The organism is bacterium, assembly GCA_028820935.1.
Lineage (GTDB): Bacteria > Actinomycetota > Acidimicrobiia > Spongiisociales > Spongiisociaceae > Spongiisocius.
Map to the genome: position 1 here is coordinate 1 of JAPPHZ010000036.1, position 22,053 is coordinate 22,053.

19 protein-coding genes are annotated in these 22,053 nt (G+C 64.1%); 7 read left to right on the top strand and 12 right to left on the bottom strand.

Annotation, left to right across the window (positions count from 1 at the left end; all coding sequences use genetic code 11):
* Positions 1 to 406: 406 nt before the first annotated feature.
* The 3 genes from OXM57_10370 (at position 407) to OXM57_10380 (ending at position 4,020) form a co-directional block, all read left to right on the top strand.
* A complete protein-coding gene (locus OXM57_10370; protein ID MDE0353081.1) occupies positions 407 to 3,262 on the top strand; it encodes an S-layer homology domain-containing protein in 2,856 nt (951 codons plus the stop codon).
* A 152-nt stretch (positions 3,263 to 3,414) separates the two neighbouring features.
* Positions 3,415 to 3,696, top strand: coding sequence for a type II toxin-antitoxin system RelE/ParE family toxin (locus OXM57_10375; protein ID MDE0353082.1), 282 nt, complete (start codon positions 3,415 to 3,417; stop codon positions 3,694 to 3,696).
* Positions 3,697 to 3,708: 12 nt separating this feature from the next.
* Positions 3,709 to 4,020 (top strand): HigA family addiction module antitoxin, encoded by a 312-nt coding sequence (locus OXM57_10380; protein MDE0353083.1) that lies wholly within the window; start codon positions 3,709 to 3,711, stop codon positions 4,018 to 4,020.
* A gap of 18 nt (positions 4,021 to 4,038) precedes the next feature.
* On the opposite strand, the gene OXM57_10385 is transcribed toward OXM57_10380, so the two are convergent.
* Genes OXM57_10385 through OXM57_10395 form a run of 3 tightly spaced genes read right to left on the bottom strand, consistent with a single transcriptional unit; the run spans position 4,039 to position 6,625 of the window.
* Positions 4,039 to 4,794, bottom strand: a complete 756-nt coding sequence (locus OXM57_10385) for a YbaY family lipoprotein (protein ID MDE0353084.1) — start codon at positions 4,792 to 4,794, stop codon at positions 4,039 to 4,041.
* 23 nt (positions 4,795 to 4,817) lie between these two features.
* Positions 4,818 to 5,717, bottom strand: a complete 900-nt coding sequence (locus OXM57_10390; protein ID MDE0353085.1) for a heme o synthase — start codon at positions 5,715 to 5,717, stop codon at positions 4,818 to 4,820.
* On the bottom strand, positions 5,717 to 6,625 hold the full coding sequence (locus tag OXM57_10395) for a COX15/CtaA family protein (GenBank protein ID MDE0353086.1): 909 nt from the start codon (positions 6,623 to 6,625) through the stop codon (positions 5,717 to 5,719). Before OXM57_10395 ends, OXM57_10390 begins: the two co-directional genes overlap by 1 nt.
* Positions 6,626 to 6,971: 346 nt before the next feature.
* On the opposite strand from OXM57_10395, the gene OXM57_10400 reads away from it, so the two are divergent.
* Together OXM57_10400 and pheA are read left to right on the top strand one after the other, a co-directional pair.
* Entirely contained in the window at positions 6,972 to 7,493 is a 522-nt protein-coding gene (locus OXM57_10400; protein MDE0353087.1) for a TlpA family protein disulfide reductase, read from the top strand.
* A 47-nt stretch (positions 7,494 to 7,540) separates the two neighbouring features.
* Positions 7,541 to 8,557, top strand: a complete 1,017-nt coding sequence (pheA, locus tag OXM57_10405; protein MDE0353088.1) for a prephenate dehydratase — start codon at positions 7,541 to 7,543, stop codon at positions 8,555 to 8,557.
* A gap of 22 nt (positions 8,558 to 8,579) precedes the next feature.
* Here the strand turns inward: pheA and OXM57_10410 are convergent, their stop codons facing one another.
* The 6 genes from OXM57_10410 to OXM57_10435 form a co-directional block, all read right to left on the bottom strand.
* A complete protein-coding gene (locus OXM57_10410) occupies positions 8,580 to 10,268 on the bottom strand; it encodes a thiamine pyrophosphate-binding protein (protein MDE0353089.1) in 1,689 nt (562 codons plus the stop codon).
* Positions 10,269 to 10,479: 211 nt separating this feature from the next.
* Positions 10,480 to 12,957: an MMPL family transporter gene (locus tag OXM57_10415; GenBank protein ID MDE0353090.1), complete on the bottom strand. Its 2,478-nt coding sequence runs from the start codon at positions 12,955 to 12,957 to the stop codon at positions 10,480 to 10,482.
* Between the two features lie 150 nt (positions 12,958 to 13,107).
* Positions 13,108 to 14,472 carry an FAD-dependent oxidoreductase gene (locus OXM57_10420; GenBank protein ID MDE0353091.1) on the bottom strand — a complete coding sequence of 455 codons (1,365 nt, stop codon included), beginning with the start codon at positions 14,470 to 14,472 and terminating at the stop codon, positions 13,108 to 13,110.
* Positions 14,473 to 14,480: 8 nt separating this feature from the next.
* Positions 14,481 to 15,950, bottom strand: a complete 1,470-nt coding sequence (locus OXM57_10425) for an MFS transporter (GenBank protein MDE0353092.1) — start codon at positions 15,948 to 15,950, stop codon at positions 14,481 to 14,483.
* Positions 15,951 to 15,952: 2 nt separating this feature from the next.
* A complete protein-coding gene (locus OXM57_10430) occupies positions 15,953 to 16,696 on the bottom strand; it encodes an LppX_LprAFG lipoprotein (protein ID MDE0353093.1) in 744 nt (247 codons plus the stop codon).
* Positions 16,697 to 16,806: 110 nt separating this feature from the next.
* The gene (locus OXM57_10435) at positions 16,807 to 17,190 is read right to left on the bottom strand and encodes a hypothetical protein (GenBank protein MDE0353094.1); all 384 of its coding nucleotides are present in this window, start codon (positions 17,188 to 17,190) and stop codon (positions 16,807 to 16,809) included.
* Between the two features lie 27 nt (positions 17,191 to 17,217).
* Here OXM57_10435 and OXM57_10440 point away from each other — a divergent pair, with 27 nt between their 5' ends.
* Positions 17,218 to 18,111, top strand: coding sequence for a cation diffusion facilitator family transporter (locus OXM57_10440; GenBank protein MDE0353095.1), 894 nt, complete (start codon positions 17,218 to 17,220; stop codon positions 18,109 to 18,111).
* Positions 18,112 to 18,169: 58 nt separating this feature from the next.
* Here the strand turns inward: OXM57_10440 and OXM57_10445 are convergent, their stop codons facing one another.
* Positions 18,170 to 19,561 carry an ammonium transporter gene (locus OXM57_10445; protein ID MDE0353096.1) on the bottom strand — a complete coding sequence of 464 codons (1,392 nt, stop codon included), beginning with the start codon at positions 19,559 to 19,561 and terminating at the stop codon, positions 18,170 to 18,172.
* Between the two features lie 151 nt (positions 19,562 to 19,712).
* On the opposite strand from OXM57_10445, the gene rpmB reads away from it, so the two are divergent.
* Positions 19,713 to 19,949, top strand: coding sequence for a 50S ribosomal protein L28 (rpmB, locus tag OXM57_10450; GenBank protein ID MDE0353097.1), 237 nt, complete (start codon positions 19,713 to 19,715; stop codon positions 19,947 to 19,949).
* Positions 19,950 to 20,306: 357 nt separating this feature from the next.
* Here rpmB and OXM57_10455 read toward each other — a convergent pair whose 3' ends face one another.
* Together OXM57_10455 and OXM57_10460 are read right to left on the bottom strand one after the other, a co-directional pair.
* Complete coding sequence (locus tag OXM57_10455) at positions 20,307 to 21,098, bottom strand: ATP-binding cassette domain-containing protein (protein MDE0353098.1); 792 nt, start codon at positions 21,096 to 21,098, stop codon at positions 20,307 to 20,309.
* Between the two features lie 7 nt (positions 21,099 to 21,105).
* Positions 21,106 to 22,017, bottom strand: a complete 912-nt coding sequence (locus OXM57_10460) for a glyoxylate/hydroxypyruvate reductase A (protein ID MDE0353099.1) — start codon at positions 22,015 to 22,017, stop codon at positions 21,106 to 21,108.
* Positions 22,018 to 22,053 lie beyond the last annotated feature (36 nt).

Here is a 22,053-nt window from a genome sequence, read left to right on the forward strand (position 1 = left end):
GGGGTGGGGAACTTCGACGATCAACTCCGGGGAATCTCACTGATCGCCATCACCATTCCGTTCAACTCCTCACTCAAGATGGAGTATCCATCCGGTATTGCGTTATTTATGACTCCTATACCGAACAGATTGGGTTGAGAGCGGGCTGAGTCTAGGCGGTGTGGCCACCGCGCCGATCTGGTCAGGGGACCGGGTCTGTGGCGGTTGAAGGTGCCGTCCCGAAAGGATCGCCCTCGAGCAGGCTCAGGTCGCAGTCGCGCGCCTGCTCCGCCATCGCTACCGACTTCCGGATGCCGCCTATCGTTACGCGGATGGGAGGGGAGTTGACAGCTGTCGGACGCAACATGGCCGGCCTGAAGGACGGCCGGTCTCCGCTTGTCAGACCTGGCGAGGGCGGTACCTCTTAGTGCTCTTCCTTGCCGTCGCGGTCCTGCTGGTTGCGCGGCCGGCAGTTGGCCAGGACGATGACGGGACGGATCCGCTGGGCTTGATCACCGGCTACGACCTGACCTCGCTCTACAGCCTTGGCGATGATCACTGGGAGGTCTGGATCTGCGAGTCCCCCGAGGGTCAACTCGACATTTCTGCGGCTGCGCTTACAGATGTACTGGAGACGGAACTGGTGCCTTACTTCGATTGGTTATCAGGTGGTCGCTACGTTCCGGTGTTCACGACCGGTAACCCGGGCCAAGTCGCCGCTCCGGGCTTCAGCAAATGTATCGATGAGATAGGGGAGCGGTCGAAGCCGGGCACCGAGGGTGTCGTCGCGCTCGTCAACCAGGAAACCAACTGGTGGCAGGGTCGACCGGGAGACGGCCCAACCTACTATGTGGAAGCGCGATCCTTACGGCTGTCCAGCACTTCATTTCCCGATAACGGACGTTACGTGATCGGAGGTGGAGAGGTTGTCGAGACACCTTCCAACCCTGGCGATGGGAACTCATCCGCGATTGCGATTCTTGCGCACGAGCTGGGACACGCCCTGTGGCTCCCTCATTCGTACAACTTCTATGCAGGTGACTATGACAACCCGATGGACATCATGGGTGATCCCGAGGCTGCTCCCGGACTGCAAGTGGGCACTATCGCGATCAACCGTTATGCCGCAGGTTGGATCGACGGAGAGGACGTCGAGATCTACGGCGGTACCGCAAGAGAGCGTTTCGTCTTGGCACCTCCTGGACACAGCGGAACACAGATGCTCGTGATCCGCTCTGACGATGGCGGCTTCATCACCCTCGGGGCCCGCGTGAAGAAAGGCTACGACTCCGGTATACCCAAGGAAGGGGTGGAATCCTATTTCATCCACACCACCACACCGGAGTGTGGCGTACCGACCGGGTTCCCCTGCTTCGGCCTGACGAGGAATACGCAAACCGTGATCTCGTATCCGACCGTTCCTCTCGACTACTCCGATACCACCGGCCATGTCATGCAAGTAGGCGATGGTTACGAACACGGGAACATGTCGGTCGAAGTGGTTGCTCGCATGGGCGACCGGTTCGTAGTCGATGTGGTGGATACATCATCTGTCGACGTTCCTCGCCGCGATCGCCCGTCGCCGCCGATAAACCGCGACGAGTTGCCGGGATTTGATAGCTCGTCCTACAACGCCGATCCGCTCGGTCTGCTGGCCGGTTACGACGAGTCGACCTTCTACACACTTGACCGTGACCTGTGGGAGGTATGGATCTGCAACGATCCCGAGGGCGAACTGGACATTCGAGCCTCCGACGTCATCGGCGTTCTGGAGTCTCGTGTCACCCCATACTATGCATGGCTTTCACGCGGACGCTACCGGCCCGTATTCAAGGTGGGTGGTGCGATTGACATAACACCGAGTCCCGGTTGGGAGTACGGAGACTGCGAGACGCGGGTCACAGCTGAAATCAGGGATCGGAAGGGTACGGAGGCGATCGAGGGAGTCATCTACATAATCAACAGGGACATAGGCGTCAGTTCAGGAGGCATGGGCGACAACGACAGAACGCAGAACCGAATCTTGCGTAAACACGCCCACGAATACCCCGAGAGCAATCGAGATGTGTGCCTGTCAGGAGGCATCGTATCTGTCTCCGGAACTTCCTCTTCACGGGGATCGGAGGACGGTGAACTCGAGTTCCTGGCGGTGGCAGCCCACGAGCTGGGCCACGCTCTGGGGTTTCCACACACCGGGCGGCTCAGAGACTACGACAACCCGATGGACATCATGAGTCGAGTCGATGACCGGTCACAACTGCAGGTGGGGACTATCGCGATCAACAGGTACGCGGCAGGATGGATCGACCCTTCCGAAGTAGCGATACACGAAGGTACGGGTGCGCGAAGTTACCTGCTGCGGCCGCTAGGTGATGGTGGTGTCCAGATGCTGGTCGTGAAGTCGGGGGGAAGCGGCTTTCTTTCGCTCGGCGTCAGGGTCAGAAAGGAGTTCGACGCTCTGGTGCCGAAGGAGGGAGTCGAAGTCTATCTGGTCGATGAGCACTCTCCGACTTGTCCCCACTTCTGGTCATGTGTCTGGACGGGGCGCTTCACACGAGCGGTCACGACGAAAACGTCCGTACCACTCGACGTGCACGACAGCGTTGGACATGTGATGGACGTAGGGGATGGATTCACAACCTGGAACAACACCTCCATCACCGTCACACGGCGGATCGGTGACGACTTCGTTGTCGACGTGCGTCGTGGGCAGCCTATCGCTCCAGGGCACCACGGGACCTTCGCCGACGACGATGGGAACGTTCACGAGCCCAACATCGAGACTATCGCCACCTTGGGTATCACCACCGGATGTGGCGAGTTTGAGGACTACACCTACTGTCCGTCGAGCCATGTGACGAGAGCGCAGATGGCGGTCTTTCTCGGCAGGGCGCTAGGTATCCGTCCGGAGGAGAGGACGGCCAGCCGGTTCCACGATGTCCCCGCCGACGCCTGGTACACGGCGTACGTGGAGGGGCTCGCTGATCTGAGTGTCGTCAGAACGGTCCCTGGGCAGGCATTCAGACCGTCGGATCCGATCACACGCGCAGAAATGGCCGTTTGGATGGCGCGGGCATTCGACTCCATCCACGAATTGAGTCCCACCGGGGCCTTCTCGGATGTCCCGGTGGACGCGCCCTATGCCGGCGCCGTCGAGGGTCTGCTCGAAGCAGGCGTCACCAAGGGGTGCGCCACGGACCCACGGGCCTACTGCCCCGATGAGCCCGTCAAGCGCGACCAGATGGCATCATTCCTCGCTAGAGCTCTGGCGGCAGAGGCCTAGCGGGCGTCTTCTGGAGTTTCCTATCCCCGGTTGACCACTCGCACCCTTCGACCCGTTGGGATGTGCCCGATAGTGGATTGCTGTTCATACGCTGCCTCCCCCGCGTGGGGTTAGCACTCGCCACTAATAGCGGAGCGTACTATTATCCCGTGGTGATTCGGAGCTACCGGAACAAGGACACACGGGCGGTTGCCGAACGCCGCCGTGTCCGCAGACTGCCGGAGGATATCCAGCGTCGAGCACAGAGGAAGCTGATGGTCCTGAACAACGCCATGAACGTCAACGATCTACGGGTGCCACCGGGAAACAGGTTGGAGGCACTGTCCGGAGATCGCGATGGGCAGCACAGCATCCGGATCAACGACCAGTGGCGGATCTGCTTCGTCTGGAGTGACGGCAACGCGTACGAAGTCGAGATAGTGGACTACCACTGACGTGGAGGAACGATGAGCACCCAGGCGAAGCTACCCCCCATTCACCCCGGAGAGGTTCTCAATGAGGAGTTCCTCGGCCCTATGAACATCACCCAGTATCGGCTGGCGAAGTGCGTAGGTGTGGATCCGAGGCGTATTCATTCCATCGTTCACGGGCAGAGGTCCATTACCGCGGAGACGGCCTTGCTGCTGGGGCGCTTCTTCGGGAACTCCCCAGCCTTCTGGATGGGACTACAGGCCCAATACGATCTCGAAGTCACCCGAGACCGCCTAGCAGAACGGCTTGCTGGCGTAGTCGTTCACCCTGCCGCTCGCGCTGTTTAGCCACCCTCCCCGCTGGACTCAGGGCGTAGAACCGGGTTCGGGAAACTCGCTCACCGGGAACACGCTGTTGACGATCTGCAGGTCGGCATTGGGGCAGTGCGGGAGCCATGTCCGGCGCCACTCGTCTTCGGGGATGTGGTAGAGGATCTCGCCACCGGCAACGATCTCGGCCTCCAGCTCGTACCTGCTGTGGCGGCTGATCTGCACGCCTTCGTGGGGGAGTGAGAACTCGATCGGGAACTTGTCGAGGTCGCCCCGGACGGTCTCGGTGACCAGGAGCGGAGTTGCGGGATCGGTGACGTCGATCAGCCGGACGTGGAGCACGGCCTCTTGGGGCAGGTCTTCCTCCTCCATCTCGACGTGAATCTGTCCCGGTAGGGGCTCGATGCAGGTGTCGAAGGGGTTGGTGGAGATGACCACCACATCGGAGTTTGCGGGAGCGCCCCCGGTAAGCACGGGGTGGACGGTGTCGTTGACGTACAGCAGGTCATCGCCGAGTCTGACGTCGGCGCTCAGTGAGTACTCGTTGCCGCTGACGATCAGGTCGCGGTCGTACTCGATGCGGAAGCGGGCCGGGAGGCGGTCGGCGTTCTCGATGACATCGAGCCCCAGTTCCACGGATGGGGCATCGGCCAGCGTGATGTCCAGCAGTCGGACGGTGATGACCGCGCCCTCGGGCAGCTCGACCTCGCGGGCAAAGCGCACCTCGCCGGAGATGGATCCCGAAGACCCCTGCGGCGCGCAGGCAACCGTCGCCGCAAGAGCCGTGACCACGACCGCCATCATGAATGGACGCGCTAAACGATGAGCCACCGGGTCACCAGCGAATCGGCTCCTACGGCGCCGAAGAGCAGGGCCAGATACAGGAGTGAGAACAGGTACAGCGCCCTGGCGCCCTCGGTTCCCTCACCGCGTACCAGGCGGACCGCCAGGACTATGAACCACACGCCCGGGCCGACGGCGCCGACCAGGTAGATCCAACCGACGGCGCCCGTCGCGACGAACGTCGCGGAGAGCACCACCAGCACCACGGTGTAGGCCAGGATCTGGCGCTTGGTCGCGGCCAGCGTGGCGACCACCGGCAGCATCGGGATCCCGGCGCGGGCGTAGTCGTCCTTGATCAGCAGGGCCAGGGCCCAGAAGTGCGGCGGCGTCCACAGGAAGATGATGGCGAACAGGTAGACGGCCGGTAGCTCGACCGTCCCGGTCACCGCCGCCCAGCCGACCAGGGGCGGGACCGCGCCGGCGGCGCCGCCGATGACGATGTTCTGGGGCGTTGTCCGCTTGAGGCCCTTGGTGTACACGAACAGGTAGAAAAGGGTGCCGACCATGGCGAGCAGGCCGCTCAGAACGTTCACGAAGGCAGCCAGGATCACGAAGGCGCCCAGGTTGAGGAGGATTCCGAAGCCGTAGGCCTGCCATTTGGAGACCCTCCCGCCTGCAACGGGGCGGGCGCTGGTACGGACCATCTTCTGGTCGATGTCGCGTTCGGCGCCGTGGTTGAGAGCGTTGGCGCCACCGGCCGCCAGGTAGCCGGAGACGATGACAAGGGCGGTCACCAGGGGATCGGGCCGGCCCTCGGCGGCCAGGAACATGCTCCCCACGGCCGTGATCAGGAGCAGGACCGTGATCCGGGGCTTGGTGAGCGCGATGTAGTCGCTCACCACCCTGGATGCGCGAGTGCCTGGAGCGAGCATCAACCGGCGCGCCCCGGGTACCGGGACCTCACCCGGAAGGTTCCAGGATCGAACTGCACCGCGACCATCAGCACCATCGACACCCAGGACATCGTCGCGAAGACCAGATGCAGGGACGCGATGAGAGGGGTCGAGCCCATCCATGCCGTCAGCGCGCCGACCTCGATCTCGATCACCAGGAACCCGGCCGTGAGCGCGGCCAACCAGCGGAGCTGGCCCCGCGCCGCGCCCTGTTTCCAAGCCACGTAGCAGGTACGTAACACGAGCACGGCCACGATGGCCACCATGTATCGATGGGTCATGTTGATGACGAAGGGCGTGCCTCCGGGGATGCTCGTACCGATGCAGAGCGGCCAGCTCGGACACGCGGCGCCGTAGTTCATCCCCACCATGTAGGACCCGAAGAGGATGGTTGCCAGCAGACCGCTCAAGCCGGCCCACGCCAACCTCCGATCCTGCCTGGAGACCCCGGTGTCGAGTTCCTGCGGGCCATCGGACCGATCATCGGGCGGACCGGCCAGCCAGGCGACGGCGAGGCCGGCCACGGTCAGCTCGGCCAGCCCCAGGTGGATCAGGCGCGTCCACCAGGAGAGTTCGCTCAGTACGGTGAGGCCACCGAGGACCGCCGCCGCAACCACCAGTGCCGTGCTCGCGGCCGTGGCCATGATGGCGGGTTTCGACGTTCGCAAGTGCCGCCAAGCCAGCACTAGCGAAGCCACCACCAGGACCCCCACGGCGGTCGCTGCCAGGCGGTGGGTGAACTCGAGCCAGATGTGGTAGTCGAAGGGTGGGATTATCTGTCCGTGACAGAGCGGCCAATCCGGGCATGCGTCTCCGGAACCGGTCACCCGGACGACCCCTCCCAGAGCGACCTGAGCGATCGCCGCTACCAGGCTTGCCAGCGTCACCGTTCTGTATCTGGCCCGACCCGATCGTGTACCCGCGGCGACATGTGGCATGGCTGATCCGCTCCGAGATTCGAATAGGGATTCCCTCTGCGCCATCCTGAATTCGCGGTTGCAGGAGGCTCCCGGAAGCTACCGGATCGGATCCCCTCCGATTCTAATCCGTCCTGCGTGATGGACCGGTCGCCGAGGACCGCCTGCCGGAGCGGTCGTTCCGCCACGCCGCAGGCTGGACGTATCGTCCTCACGGACCCGAGCGGTTCAGGCATCCCGACCAGGACATGGGGTCCCCATATAGTTGCCAAATGGAGGTACTCACCGTCATCGGCCGACCTGATCGGCATCTGTGGTGAGCCCGCGATCAGCGTTTCCCGCCGCGCCCGAGTTGGCGGTTACCCGCTGGTTCAATACCGCCGCCAGTCCGACCCTGGCCGACCTGCGGGGCGAGGTCGTGGTCATCGAGGCGTTCCAGATGCTCTGTCCGGGTTGTGTCTCCCACGGGCTGCCGCAGGCCAAGCGCATCCAGCACGTGTTCGGAGACGATGTCACCCTGCTCGGGCTCCACTGTGTGTTCGAGCACCACGAGGCCATGACCCCGGTCTCGCTCGAGGCGTTCCTCTACGAGTACCGCCTCACCTTCCCGGTCGGTGTCGATGCCCACGATCCCGGGTCGGCTCTGCCTGTCACGATGCGTCGATTCCAGCTCCGGGGAACCCCGAGCCTGGTTGCCATCGACCGGGCCGGACGTATCCGCCTCAACGCGTTCGGCCAGGTAGACGACCTCATCGTCGGCGCGACCCTCGCCCGTCTCATCGACGAGCCCCGGCCAGTGGCGGCGGATGAATGCGAGCCCGACACGGGAAACGCGTAACCCCGAGGTTCGGAACGCTACCGAGGTCGGGGTAGAGTTCGCGGACCGTGATTCATACATCTGGCACGAGTTCACGCTCCCTCGGCTTCCTCGGACCCGCCGGTACTTTCACCGAGGAGGCGCTGGTCACCCGGAAGTACCTGGCCGCCATGCGCCGGCAACCGTTCAACTCGATGCTGCAAGTTCTGAAGTCCGTGGAGTCCGGCGTGGTGGACGTCGGTTTCGTACCGATCGAGAACATGATCGAGGGGGCCGTCACCTCCAGCATCGACACCCTGGCCTTCGGAACCGGCCTGTTGATCCAGGACGAGGTGATAATGGATGTCAGCCTGGCGCTGATGGCGCTTCCCGGCACGGAACTCCGGAATGTCAAGTACATCCTCTCCTACCCCCTCGCCTCGGCACAGTGCAGCCGGTTCATCACACGGCGACTACCCGGCGCGGTGATGGTGGCGGCCAACTCGACGGCCGGCGCCGCCCGCGACCTGGTCGCCCGGGGGGACCCGGACACGGTGGTGATCGCTCCGCAGAGAGCCGCCGAGGTCTACGGTTTGGAGGTTCTCGAGGCGGGTATAGAGGATCGGTCCGGCAACCAGACGCGCTTCCTGCTGGTGGGCCGCGACACCGTCCCGCCACCGACCGGCCGGGACAAGACCAGCCTGGTCGTGTATCAGCGCGCCGACGCACCGGGGTCGCTGGTGGGGATCCTGGGCGAATTCGTCGCCCGGTCAATCAACATCACCAGCCTGCAGAGCCGTCCCACCAAGGCCAGCCTGGGGAGCTACTGCTTCCTCATCGACTGCGAGGGTCACGTAATGGACGAGAAGCTGGGCGACGCGCTACGCAACCTCCAGATGAGGGCGGCCAGCGTCAAGTTCCTCGGCTCCTACCCGGCGGACTCGGTCAGCCCGGTCGACGGTCCGGCCAACCGAGCATTGCGCGAAGACGTGGATGCTTCCTACGTCGACGATGAGGGATACCTGGTCCTGGCGGGCGTGCCCGACCAGACGAGCCGCGACGAAGCCGATGCGTGGCTGGCCGAAGTGCGCTCCAGAGTCGCCTGACGACGAGTCGGGGCGTCCGGGCTCAGGACTCGATCAGACCTTCCTGAGGCCGCGTCCAGGGCAGTGTGCTGACATACGCGGCCAGCGGGGCCGATGGGATCCGCATGGTGCCGAAGGGCACGTCGATGACCACCGGCGCTTCGCGTTCCAGGGCAAGCGGGATCAACGTCTCGAGATCGTGGGGGTCGTCCGCTCTCATCCCTACCGCTCCGAAGGACTCGGCGAACTTGACGAAATCCGGGTTGTGCAGGTCGGTCCCGTAGGTCCCGCCGAACGACCGGTCAAGGTCGCGGGCCACGTTGCCGTAGGAGTCGTTCCTGAAGACGACCACCACCACGTTGAGACCGTACTGGACCGCCGTGGCGAGCTCGGAGGAGTTGTACATGAAGCCTCCGTCTCCGGCCACGCACACCACGGGGTGGCCCGGCTTTGCGACCTTGACCCCCAGAGCAGTCGGGAAGGCGTAGCCGAGGTTGAACGAGTAGCCGGAGTCGATGTACGTCTTGGGCCGGTACACCTTGTAGTGCGTGCGGGCGTAGAAGCCGAACTGCGTCACGTCCCAGACCACGAACGCCTCCTCCGGGATGCCGCGCTGCATCGCCTCCAGGACCGCGTACTGGGGTTCCTTGAGCCGGATGTCGTAGTAGGCGATGAGCTTGCGGGCCGCCGTGACGGCCTCGGCCGGTGACGGGCGCTCGCCCGCGCCGGCCTCGACCAGGAGAGGAAGCAGCGCATGGATGGTGGCTCTGGCATCGCCGTGCAGGGGGATGGTGTTGGACTGGATCCTGCCGAGTTCGCTGTCGTCGATGTTGATGTTCACCAGGGTGGACGACTCGCCGGCCGGATTGCCGAGCGAGAATCGTGAGCCGATCCCTATGACCACGTCAGCGGACTGCATCACTTCGTAGAGCTGGTTCATCTCCTGCCGCTCGCCTCTGGGGCTGAAACACGAGCCGTAGGACAGCGCATGGCTGTCCGGGATGGTCCCCTTGCCTCCACTGGACGTCACCACCGGTATGTTGGTGGCCTCCGCCAGCTCGACCAGAGCGTCCTCCGCATTCGAGCGCGCCACACCGCCGCCGGCGAAAATCAGCGGCGTGCGAGAGGCGGCGATGACACGGGCGGCCTCCCGGAGGTCGTCGCGGCTCGGCACGATCCGGGGAATGTGGGCGGGGTTCCGCAGCCGGACCTCTTCCCGTTCCACTCCGGTCTCGGGCGGGATCTCGATCAGGACCGGACGCGGACGGCCCGTACGCATCTGCCTGAACGCTTCGAACACCGCATCCGGCACTTCGCGGGGTCTGAGCACCCGCCGTTGCCACTTGGTAACCGAGCGCACCGTGCCCGGCTGGTCCATGACCTCGTGAACGGCCCCGGCACCCTTGCCGATGGCGCCGCGCGGAATCTGGCCGGCGATCACGAGCACCGGCGAGGAGCGCGCGTACGCGTTGGTCAATCCGGACGCCGCGTTGTACAGGCCCGCCCCCGGAACCACGAGGGCCACCCCCGGCCTTCCCGAAGAGCGGGCATAACCGTCGGCCATGAAGGTGGTGGCCTGCTCGTGGCGGGTCGTGATCATCCGGATGCCCGGCTCGTCCCGCAGCGCGGCGACGATCCCGTATACCTGAATGCCCGGCACGCCGAACACGACCTCGACACCCTCGTTCGCGAGGGACTTGACGAGTGCTTCGCCGCCGCTCAGACTCACCATCGCGACACCGCAACCAGGCTTCCACCCAGATCAAGCATGCTCGCTCCGCTGGATCGACCCCGAACAGCGGAGTCCGACGCAGCATCGCACTCGAAACGCTCTCCAACTCTCAGCAAGACACCGGGCACACTACAACACGGTTCAGCGAGCAAGGGCACCAATCCGGATCGCCTAGGAAGGCGCGAGCCAACTGCCGGGGCCGCCGGCTGGTCTAGGACGGTTCCTCGGCGGCCTCGTTGCGGCGGTATATGGCATCGATCGCCTCGTCGAGTTCGTCTGCCCAACGCTGCGTCCTCGAGCGGAGTCGCATGTTCTGGTAGGCGCCCCACAGTGTCATGGCGGGTGGCACCAGCACGATGGAGACGATCAGCGAGTACGCGATCGTGATGGCCGCCGTGATGGCGAACTGCTGGGATGCGGCCAGGGGGGAGAACACCAGCACTCCGAGCCCGAGCGCCGTCGTCATGGCGGAGCCCAGCAGCGCCGATCCAGTGACCGAGAGTGTCTGGACCGCTGCCCTCTCAGGGTTGCGGTGGTGCCCGTACTCCTCGCGGTAGCGATGGATCATGTGGATGGTGTAGTCCACCCCGATCCCGATCGAGAGCGCGGTGATGATGGACGTGATGAGCGTGTACGGGATGTCCAGCAACGCCATGGTGCCCAGGACCGAGACAAGCACCAGCACTATCGGGAACACCGCCACGAATCCCAGGGCGGGCTGGCGGACCGTCATCCAGAAGAAGAGGGCGAGGACGGTCAGGGCCACCGCGATGGTGGTGCTGATGGCCTCGGTCTGCTGCTCGGTGATGGCGTCGGTGACGGTGAACGAGATGATGCTGGACGAGGTGGCGGTGAGCGCGCTGTCGTCGCCGAACCAGAGTTTCTCTATCTCGCGCTGGGTGTTCCTGGCCTGGGAGGTATCGCCTGCGAAGGCCGGGAACTGGAGCAGCATGGCATCGATTCCGTCCGGGTTGTTGACCAGGAGACGCCCGATGACGGGATCGACCGCCACCACCCTGTCGAGCACCTCCTGCATCAGCCGCGCATCGAGTTCGATTCCCGCAGCGGCCTCCTGGAACAGGGCGGCGAGCTCCGGGTCGTAGTTGTCGCCGGGCTGCCCGCTGTCGTTGATCCAGTCGTGCACTATCAGGTCGAAGGAGGCCTGGATCGGTCCTGCCGCTGCCCCGGGGCGGCGCGCCTCGTCCGCGAAGGCGGTGGTGAGGTCATGAAGGTCGATGAACGTGCGGGCCTCGGTGGCCTCGGCCTTCAGCAGCAGGGTGACCATCTCCGTCGAGCCGCCGATGGCCACATCGAGCGCCTCCATATCCTCCAGTAACCCCCCACCCCTGGGAAGGATGTCACGGATGCTGAACTCCGACTCGAGGTCCCGGGCCGCGAACCCGAGCCCGATCGTGATCGCGATAACGGCCACGATGTAAGGCGTGGGCTTGCGCGTCACCCCTTTCCCCAGGAATTCCGCCATCCGGCTGACACCGGGCAGGGCGGTCGATATCGGGCGGGGCTCCTTCAGCTTGCCGCGAGCCGCCCGCCTCCGGTCGATGATCGTCCGTCCGGCGGGAATGAGCGTCAGCATCACCAGGAGGGCCATTCCCACGCCCAGCCCCGCGATGACACCGAAGTCGTTGACTATCCCGATCGGGGAGAACAGGCTCACCAAGAGGCTCACGATCGTGGTGACCGCGGCCAGCGTGAGGGGCAGGCTGACGTGCCGAAGTCCCATCTGGACAGCCCCGGCGACATCCTCGCCGGCGAGGCGTTGCTCGCGGTAGTGCGAGACGATCTGGATGGCGTAGTCCACCGTGAGGCCGATCAGGATGATCGGCACCATCGTGGTGAGCGAATTGGGAGGGCCGACCAGGCCCAGCGCGTTGGGTCCTAGCCATCCCTCGGCGCCGACGACCCAGATGATCGACAGCAGGAGTCCTCCCAGCGTCAGGAGGAGGTCCGATACCGTCCGCATGAAGAGCAGGATCAGCACCGCAATCAGGAGGAAGGCCGCACCCACGAGCGGGGCCATTCCTTCCTCTGTGGCCTTCTTGTACTCGTCTTCTATTACCACGGGCGAGATGCTGCTCACCCGCAGCGGGCCCTCGTCCGCATCCGCCAAGTCGTCGACCGTCCGCGAGGCGGCGTAGATCCGCTCGTCGTTGGTGTCCGTCAGGTTGATAGTGGCGATGGCGATCGGAGTCCCGTCCGCGTCCACTCCGGTCATGGCGTCGAGTGCCTCTCCGATGCCCGGGACGTTGCGGACGGAGTCGATTTCCGCCTGCGTGACCGACCCGAGGGCGTCCACCTGGAGCACGGCCTTGACCAGGAACGAGGGCGCGAAAACGGGATCGGGAGGCGCTAGCATGTCCCTTACGCTGGGATCGGTGACGATCTCTCCGATCAGGCTGTCCATCTGGGAGAGCCCCTCGGGCGTGAGCGCATCCCCGCGGAAGATGAGCGTGGCTACGTGCGCCTCGGCCTCGCCCCCGAAGAGCTCATCTATCTCGTCCAAAGCCTGGGCGACGGCGCTGCCGTCGGGAAGGGTCTCGGCGGTCTCCGGCGGCTCCGCGCGCTGTGCCGAGCCGGCGCCCAGGAAAACGGTGACGACGAGGAGCGCGGCGATGGTGACCCATGGGTAGCCGGTCACCAGCCGGCGCAGCCGATCGAGTGCCTTGCTCATGGCTGAAGAAGGATCACGTCGCTACTAATCATCCCAACTTCCCCTAAGAGCGGACCCTTTCATGGGCTGAAAGCCAGACCCGAATTCACCTTGAAGTCATGGTTCAGCGCCACGAATCCTAACAGTGACCTGACTCGGCCATCGATCGTGTCATCCCTTGGCCTTCTTGAATCGCCAGCCGTGCATAAGGCTTCCATAGTGGTTGAACGAGCGCTTTGCCTCCAGGTCGTCGAAGGGGTAGTCCGCGCCCATCTGGGTCGCGGCTGCGAGTCCGCTAACGAAGCAGGTCTCCTGGCTGTTAATCAGCGTGTGGGCTCCACAGTGCCAGGTTCTTCTCTTGCCCTGGATGAAGCGGAACAGGTAGATGAGCAGTGTGGCCTGGCGTACGTCGTGCACGATGTGTTGAAACCACCACCTCCCTACGATCTTCTTTTCATCGATCCGGCTGGTCGGGTTGTAGGTGACAAGGCAGGGTTTGTCGGACTGGTTGGCCCACGGCTGCTGGTTGTGCATAATGTACGTTATTTCATAGTTGTCGGGCCTGGCACCGTATTGTTCGATGTGGTTACTCCGCGTCTTCAGCGGCCTCACCTCATTGTCCGGGAGGACCGTGAAATCCGAGTGCACCACCGTGTGGTTGTGGAGTTCGCTCTCGTAGCGTATCGACGACAAGATGTAGCGCTCCAGCATCGTGGGTTTGTCGAGGATCATCATCGTCTGGTTGGCATTACACGCCAGAATCACGTCATCGAACGTTTCTTTCACACCGTCCTCATCCTCGATCACGACGCAGGATGCCTGGCGATACACCTTCCGGACCGGCCGGTTGAGATAGATCTTGTCCCTGAACTCGGCCGACAGGTGCTCGTAGATCCGTCGCGTGCCTCGGTCCCATGTCTGCATGGGAGTCGCCGCTTCGATGTCGAAGAACTCGAGGTACCTCGAGAACAGGGCCGCAGGCATGTCGAACACATTGGTCGCCATCAGGAAATTGACGAACATGGGCTTCAGTATCTTGTACCGGAAGTCCCCGGAGAACCCACCCATATTCAGCACCGTTCCCATGCTGATGTAGTTGAACGGGTTGAGAGCGTTCACCAACTTCGACCGGGAACGGCTCAGGCGGCCGAACCGATGCAGGCGCCTCAGGATCCGTTGGAACTTCTGGATCTCGGATCCGAGCTGCGTCCTGATCTCGGAGTCGAAGTCGTGGGCGTAGACATCGCCACGGTATCTCACGCTGTAGCTGAACCTGGTGTCGACCAACTCGATCCCGAATCGCTCCATCAGCAGCACGATGTGGTGGTAGACCGACGGGATGCAGGCGGTCACGGAGATATCGAACGGGATCGAACCCCCATCATCCTGGGGCATCTCTACCGTCACCGCATTCCCCCCGAGCCGGTCCCCAGCCTCGAACAGCCTGAAGTCGAACCGGTCAGGATGATGATGCAGCCCCCAGGCGGCGCCCAGCCCGGAGATCCCCCCACCAACAACAGCAATACGCCTCGACATCGGTTAGCTCAACCTTCGGAGCGGCTCTCCGTCATCCCGGTGTCCTCCAGCTTCATCGACAGCGCCGGCAGGATGGCCAGGAGGGAGAAAATTCCGGCCACCCTGAACAGGCTTTGGAACACCGTCACGCCGGCTTCGATCAGGGGGGCCGCCGTTTCTTCGTACGACCCGCCGATCGTTACATCGGCGGTCATGCTGTAGAACTGTTCTATCCCCCAGGTGGACAGGGCGGCGAGGCCCAGCGCCATACCCACCATCCGGGCCGCGGTGATCAGCGAGGCGGCGGTGCCCCAGTAGTGGCTGGGGGCTGCGCTGAGAGCTGTGACGCTGATGGGGGGGATGACCAACCCGAATCCCAGGCCCGCCGTCACGAGCGGCCCCGTCAGCTCGAATTGCTGCACCTCGGTTTCCCAGTTACCCATGAAGATCAAGCCCACCCCGATGAGCACCAGCCCGGCGATGGTGGCGGCCCTGACTCCTGTCCAGCGCATGATGTAGCCGCCTATCAAGGCTCCCGGCGGGATGGCGGCCGTGAGGCGGACCAGATGGAGGGCGGCCTCCCAGGTCGGCTTCTCCATGACGGTGTTGGCCATCAGGGGAACGGCGACCAAGCCGATGATCAGGGCTATACCCACCACGAACTGGACGGCGTTGGCGGTTACGAACGCCTTGGAGCGGTGCAGGAACGCGGCCACCAGCGGCTGCTCGGCCCGCTTCTCCACCCTGACCAGAAGGGCTACGAGGCATACACCCACGGCCAGCATCAGGTACGGGACGATGGACTCGAGAGAGAATATGGCCCGCTGGGACAGTGCGGCGGTGATAATCAGGAGCGCCGCTCCCAGGAGTAGCGCGCCGAGGTAGTCCATCTTGGCCTCGCGGTTGGGACGGTTCGGCAGGACGGCCAGAAGCGCCATCAGCAGCAGGCTCTGTGGTACGTCGAACCAGAAGATCCACCTCCAGCCGATCCACTCGATGATGGCGCCACCGTAGAGAGGACCGAGGACCGACCCGGCCTCGGCCGCGGCGGCCACAAGACCGAGCGTCACCCCTCGGTGGCGGGCCGGGACGGCCGCCACCGCCATGGCCATGGCGATCGGCACCGTGGCGCCGCCGCCGGCGGCCTGGAGGACCCTGGCCGAAACGATCCACGGAAAGTTCGGCGCCACCGCCACCAATGCCGACCCGATGGCGAACACGAGCAGCGCCAGCTGGAAGATCTTCACCCGGCCGTGGACGTCGGACAGGCGCCCGGCCAGCGGCATGGCGACGGTGTAGCTGACCAGGTACCCGGTGATGATCCACGAGGCCGAGTCCAGGTCCGTCAGGGGGATCTTCAACTCCAGCATGACGGTGGGCAATGCTGTGTTGACCACCGTCTGATCCAGGGCGGTCGAGAAAACCCCTAGACAGATGATCGTGAGGATCCCCGTCTGGGAAGACCCCCACGCGACGAGGCGTGACCTGACCGCGTTCACATTCAGGAGGTGGAATCCGGCAGTTGAATGTCGACAGGTGTGTTGTAGTCCGAGAGGATGATCAGACGGCTGGTGCCCTCGCCGTCGTCATCGAAGATCTGGCCGGCTATGCGGATCTGCCGCAGTTCGTGGTCCGTCTCACCGATCCAGAGGCTCAGATCGATCGGGTGACCGGTATCCGCGGACGTGATGAGGGTGGACAGGTCTTCGGACATGAGCGTTCCATCAACCCGGATCGCCGGGCCACCCCCGATCGACTCCGTGGCTGTGATGGCGGCGTCCTGGACCAGGGGCAGCAGATTGCTGAGAGTGATGCCCAGTCCGACGAAGTTGAAGGGAACCTGATCCAGGGGCAGGGGGCTCCAGGGTGCCCCGGCCGAGAACTTCATGAAGGCGACGTCGCCGACAGCCACGATCTCTATCTCCGCGAATCCCATCGCCGGGGACTCGACCTCCACGACTATGTGGGCGCTGTCGGGAGACTCAACTTCTCCGTCCACGTTCTTCAGCGTCGCGCCGAAGAACTTCGCTCCCGTCTCGTTCTCGTCGATCATCTGGAAGGTCGCCGTAGAGAAGCTGGCCAGATTCTCTCCCGTGCGCGCCAGCACCTCCTCCAACGACAACTCGGGTTCCGGTTCGGTCGTCGTGGGAGCAGGGTCGCTCCCGCAGGCGGCAACGAGGAGCAGGAAGGCCAACGCCAGTGCGACGAGCGATGGGATCCGGATAGCTGATCTGACTACGTTCATCCGCCCACCTCCGTGGCCATATCGGCACCGCCCCGGTGCATCGAGGCCCTAGTCCGAAACGATAGCCGCCGGAACTGCGCGAGGCGGGTGGCTCCGACTCTCGACATTGTTCACCGTGTCGGGTTAAGCCGCCGTGGGTAGACTTCCTGATCGGTAGCCAAAGACGTCAGCGAAAGGTGGTTGCCGTGGCGGACACACGCCCTGACGAGCACGGATCTCGCGAGCATGATCCTCCCGGCCACGATCACCATGGGCATGATCATTCCCGGCATGCTCATGATGAACACGACGACCACCACGGCCATGACCATTCCGGCCACGATCACGATGGGCATGATCATTCCGGCCACGATCATGATGACCATGGTCACCATGGGCATGATGACCACTCCGGCCATGATCATGACGACCACGACGACCATTCCGGCCATGACCAACACGGCCACGACCACCACGGGCATGGTCATGGGCATGGTGGCCATGACCACTCTCACGATCTGCGAGGCGTCAGCAAGCGCGCCCTGACCATCGCGCTAATACTCATCGCCGGGTTCATGTTCGCCGAGGTCATCGGCGGCGTACTCACGAAGAGCCTGGCCCTGCTTTCGGACGCCGGCCATATGGTCTCGGATGCCATGTCGATTGCTCTTGCCCTGGTAGCCCTTCGCTTCGCGGAGAGGGAGGCCACGGTGGAGCGCACGTTCGGCTACCAACGCCTTGAGGCTCTCGCCGCGATGGTAAACGCCCTCACCCTTTGGATCGTCGGCTTTTGGGTGCTCATCGAGGCCTATCACCGGGTACAGGACGTCCCGGATGTGGAAGGTGTCGGCATGCTCATCGTGGGCGTGCTCGGGTTACTGGTCAACGTGTTGGCGGCGTGGGTGCTCCACCGTTCCGCCAAGGACAGCATCAACGTAGAGGGCGCCTTCCAGCATGTCATGGCCGACCTGCTGGGGTCCGTGGGTGTGGTCATCTCGGGCATCGTCATCATCACGACCGGATGGAACACGATCGATCCCATCCTCAGCGTGGTCATCGCCCTCCTGATCCTCCGGAGTGCTTGGCCGCTGTCGGTCAAGGTCTTCCATGTGCTGGTGGATTCGGTTCCCGCGGACATCGACGTCTACAAGTTGGGGAGCGATCTCGAGGTCGAGGGGGTCACCCTGATCCACGATATCCATGTCCGGGCCGTCAGCTCGGATGAGACAACGTTCTCCGGCCACATCATGATCGATCCGGATTACGAGGGAGACGCAAACCAGCTGCTTCGCAGGCTCCGTGACATCATCAAGGGACATGGCATCAACCACATCACCATCCAGGTGGACAAGACCATGTCACCCAGTGGCGAACTGGGATGCGATGAGAACCACCACGTCAACTACCTGGCGGCCCGCTCGAGAACTCGTTTGTAACGAGTTCTCGGTAGCCGGCAGGACCAATTACCGACTACCGACCAGCAACTAGTAGGGGCTACTCGTCGTCGAAGTTCTCCGGCATGAGGACGAACTCGGGATAGGACTCCATACCGAGTTCGGCCACGTCCTGGCCCATCTGCTCGGCCTGTACGGATACCCGCAGCCCGATGGTCCGGTCGAGAAGCGTCCAAACAGCCCACGACACGGCGAACACGAACGCTCCGACCGCGATGATCCCGACCAGTTGTACGCCGAAGTTGATGTCGGGGCTGGCGATAGTGGCGGCCAGAGTCCCCCAGATGCCGCAGACAAGGTGGGCGGGAATCGCTCCCACGACATCATCGACCTTGAGCTTCTCGAGGCCTTTGATCCCCAGCGTGCAGAGGACGCCGCCGACAGCGCCGATGATTACCGCCCAGTAAAGACTGTTGTGGGTCGGGGCGGCGGTGATGGAGACCAGGCCGGCGATGGCGCCGTTCAGTCCCGCAAACAGATCGATACGCCCCAGGAGCGGCCTGGAGACGGCCAGGGCGGCCAGCACGCCGGCGCAGGCGGCCAGGTTGGTGTTGACCAGCACAGTGCCCATCGCCACCGCGTCGAGGGCCGACCCGAGGGCCAACTGGGAACCACCGTTGAACCCGAACCATCCCAGCCACAGGATGAACACGCCCAGCGTCACCGCCAGAACGTTCGAGGGTGGAGTGGGCTTGACCGATCCATCCTTTCGGTACTTGCCCAGCCGGGGGCCTATGACCAGCACGCCGGCCAGGGCCGCCCAGCCTCCGACACTGTGCACGATGGTCGAGCCTGCGAAGTCCGAGAACCCCATCTCGGCCAGCCATCCTCCGCCCCACGTCCATGCCCCGACGACCGGGTAGATGAAAGCGGCCAGGATGAGCGTGAATCCGAAGAAGGGCCACAGCTTGGCCCGCTCGGCGATCGCTCCCGACACGATGGAGGCGGTCGTGGCGACGAACACCATCTGGAAGAACCAGTCGGACAGGACGCTGTAGCTGTTCGAGACGACATCCTCGACTGCCCCGGCGGAGCCGGAAAGGAGGTCGATCTCGGCAGGGGATGACGAGTAGAAGAGTTGGAAGGACCCGATCAGACTGCCCACGTCCACGTACATCAGGTTGTAGCCGATCACGAAGAAGGCGAGACAGGCGATCGAGTAGATCCCGATGTTCTTCAGGCAGATCATCGACGAGTTCTTGGTCCGGACCGCGCCCGACTCCAGCATGGTGAAGCCGGCGCACATCCACATCACGAGCGCAGCCCATACCAGGAAGGAGAAAGTGTTGAGGATGAAAGCTACCTCGCCCTCCGCCATCTCCGCGGCCGAGGCCACGGTGGGGCGCAGGAGGAGCAACCCGAGGGTCAGTATCCCTGCCACCATGATCCTCATCCTCGACTTGGAGCGCCCCCTCTGCGCAACTAGGTCCATACCAATCCTCCCTCAACGAACGGATTCGCCGAGTCTAGAGGATCGGATTGCGCGGGGCCGGTTACGGAGGCTCGCAGTGGCCTCGTGTTGCGATTGCGATATCCCGTTCTACACTGTGGGTCCCGCACCCGCACCGATCCGGGGAGTCGACATGTCCAGAATCTGCATGGTCACCGGCAAGAAGCCGACATTCGGCAAGAAAGTGTCGTTCTCGCACAAGCGATCCAGCCGGCGCTGGACTCCCAACGTTCAGAAGAAGCGCTACTGGGTTCCCTCGCAGCGGCGCTACGTGACCCTCACGGTCAGCACCAAGGGGATCAAGACCATCGACAAGAAGGGGATCGAGGCGGTGATGGCGGATCTCCGGCGGAGGGGCATCAAAGTCTGATCCCCCGGCGCCGGTCCTGCCCGCCCGCCCGGTGTCCTGATTCGGTAGTTCGCCATCGACACCCCCGAGCCGACCAGAACGCGAAAATCGCCGGAACACGCCCCTCCCCGGCGGGCCCATCCCCCAGCCACCACCTCCTTCGGTCCGAACGCGTTCCGCCATCCCCTGACGGGTCCGCTCCCGAATTGATCCCGGTTCCGGTTTCCTCGACGTCGAAAAGCAAGAAACCGGCGGTGCTTGTGACTGCCGGACAGTATGCGACGGGTCTGTGACGTGTTCAACCCCCTTGTTGGGCGCCGGACCCACGCCGCCCGCGACGGGTCGCAGAACGCGGCGAACGAAAGACACGGGACGTCTTTAGTACGCGCCCATCGCCTGATAGCGACCGTTCGACGACTCCACCACCAAAGGCATGCCGTAGATGGCGGTCAGGGTCTCTCCCGTCATTACCTCCCGGACCGGACCCGAGGCCCGTACCCGTCCCCCTGCCATGATCAGGATGTCCTCGAAGCCGGGTGGGATCTCCTCCGCGTGGTGCGTCACCAGGATCACCGTCAGGCCGCCTGCTCCGTCGCCCATGGCGGCCAGGGAGGCGATCAGGCGTTCCCGGGCTCCGAGATCGAGGCCGGTTCCGGGCTCGTCCAGTAGCAGCAACTCGGGTCGCGCCATCAGTGCCCGGGCGATCAGCACCCGCTTCCTCTCGCCCTCCGAGAGGGTGGCGAACTCCCGGTCCGCCATGGCGGCCACTCCCATCACCTCCATCTGCTGCTCGGCGTAGCACCGGTCCTCCGGTGTGTAGGAGTGCCATCTGGTGTCCACGAACGCGGCGTGGAGCCCGGTCATGACCACGTCCCGGCACGGCAGGTAGCGCCGTACCAGCGAGGACGGGGCGGGGCCCACGTATCCGATCCGGGGCCGGAGCCGGCGGACGTCGGTGCGTCCCATGCGTTCGCCCAGGATGGTGGCTGTGCCGCCGGTCGGGAACTGGTAGGTCGATATGACCTGGAGGAGGGTGGTCTTGCCGGCGCCGTTGGGTCCGAACAGTACCCAGCGCTCACCGGTGCCGACCCTCCAGTCGATGCCGGAGACGAGCCGCTTGCCGGCCTTCAGGACGGTCACGTCTCGGAGATGGATGGCCGGGACGCCCATCCCGGCCTCAGTAGCCTTGTCGCGGGTCGTAGACGGGGAAGGGCGCCTCCCCGCGCTCGAGGCGCCGGATGTTGGCCGCGATCAGGGGCGCCGCAGTCGGTGCCCTGGTGAAGCCGCTGGTGTGGGGGGTGATACGGACCCGGGGGTGGTCCCAGAGCGGCGATCCGGGGGGGAGGGGCTCGGTCTCCGTGACGTCCAGCACCGCGGCAGAGAGGACACCCTTGTCGAGTGCCGAAACGAGGTCGGGCTCGATCGTGGTCGCGCCCCGACCGAGGGAGATGTAGATCGAACCGGGCGCGAAGTGCGCCAGGACGCTTGCATCGATCAGCCCTCGCGTCGCGGGCGTGTCAGGGAGGACGTTGATGACGGCCCTGGAGGCGGAGACCATGTCCTTGAGACCGTCGCGACCCCGGTAGTGGGTGACACCCTCATCCTTGCCTCCGGTCCGGGTCCAGGCGTTGATCGGGTAGCCGAGTCCGGCCAGGCACTTCCCGATGTGGCGACCGATGGCGCCGAAGCCGAGGATGCCGACCGGGAAGTCGCCCGTGGCGGTGGCCCGGATCGGCCTCCACACTTTCTCGTCCTGCCGGTCGAGGTAGGTATCCATCTTGCGATGGAAGTGCACCACCCAGTGACCGGCGTAGGCGGCCATTTCCCCTGCCATCGTCTCGTCGGCCAACCGCACGATGGGAACGTCCGGGTAGTCACCGCCGGCGAACTGCTCCACCCCGGCCGTCGTCGCCAGGATGGCGCGCAGGTTCGGGTAGCGGCGCATGTCTTCCGTGTCGTGGACCCAGAAAATGGCGTACTCCACGGAGTCAGGGTCGTGGATGTCCGGCCAGAGCTGGATGTCCATGTCAGGCAACTCCCGAGCCAGCATGTCGAACCACTCGGCTCGCTCCGAATACGGGTTCAGCATGATCGACACGGGACAAGTCAACCAGATTGTGGGGAC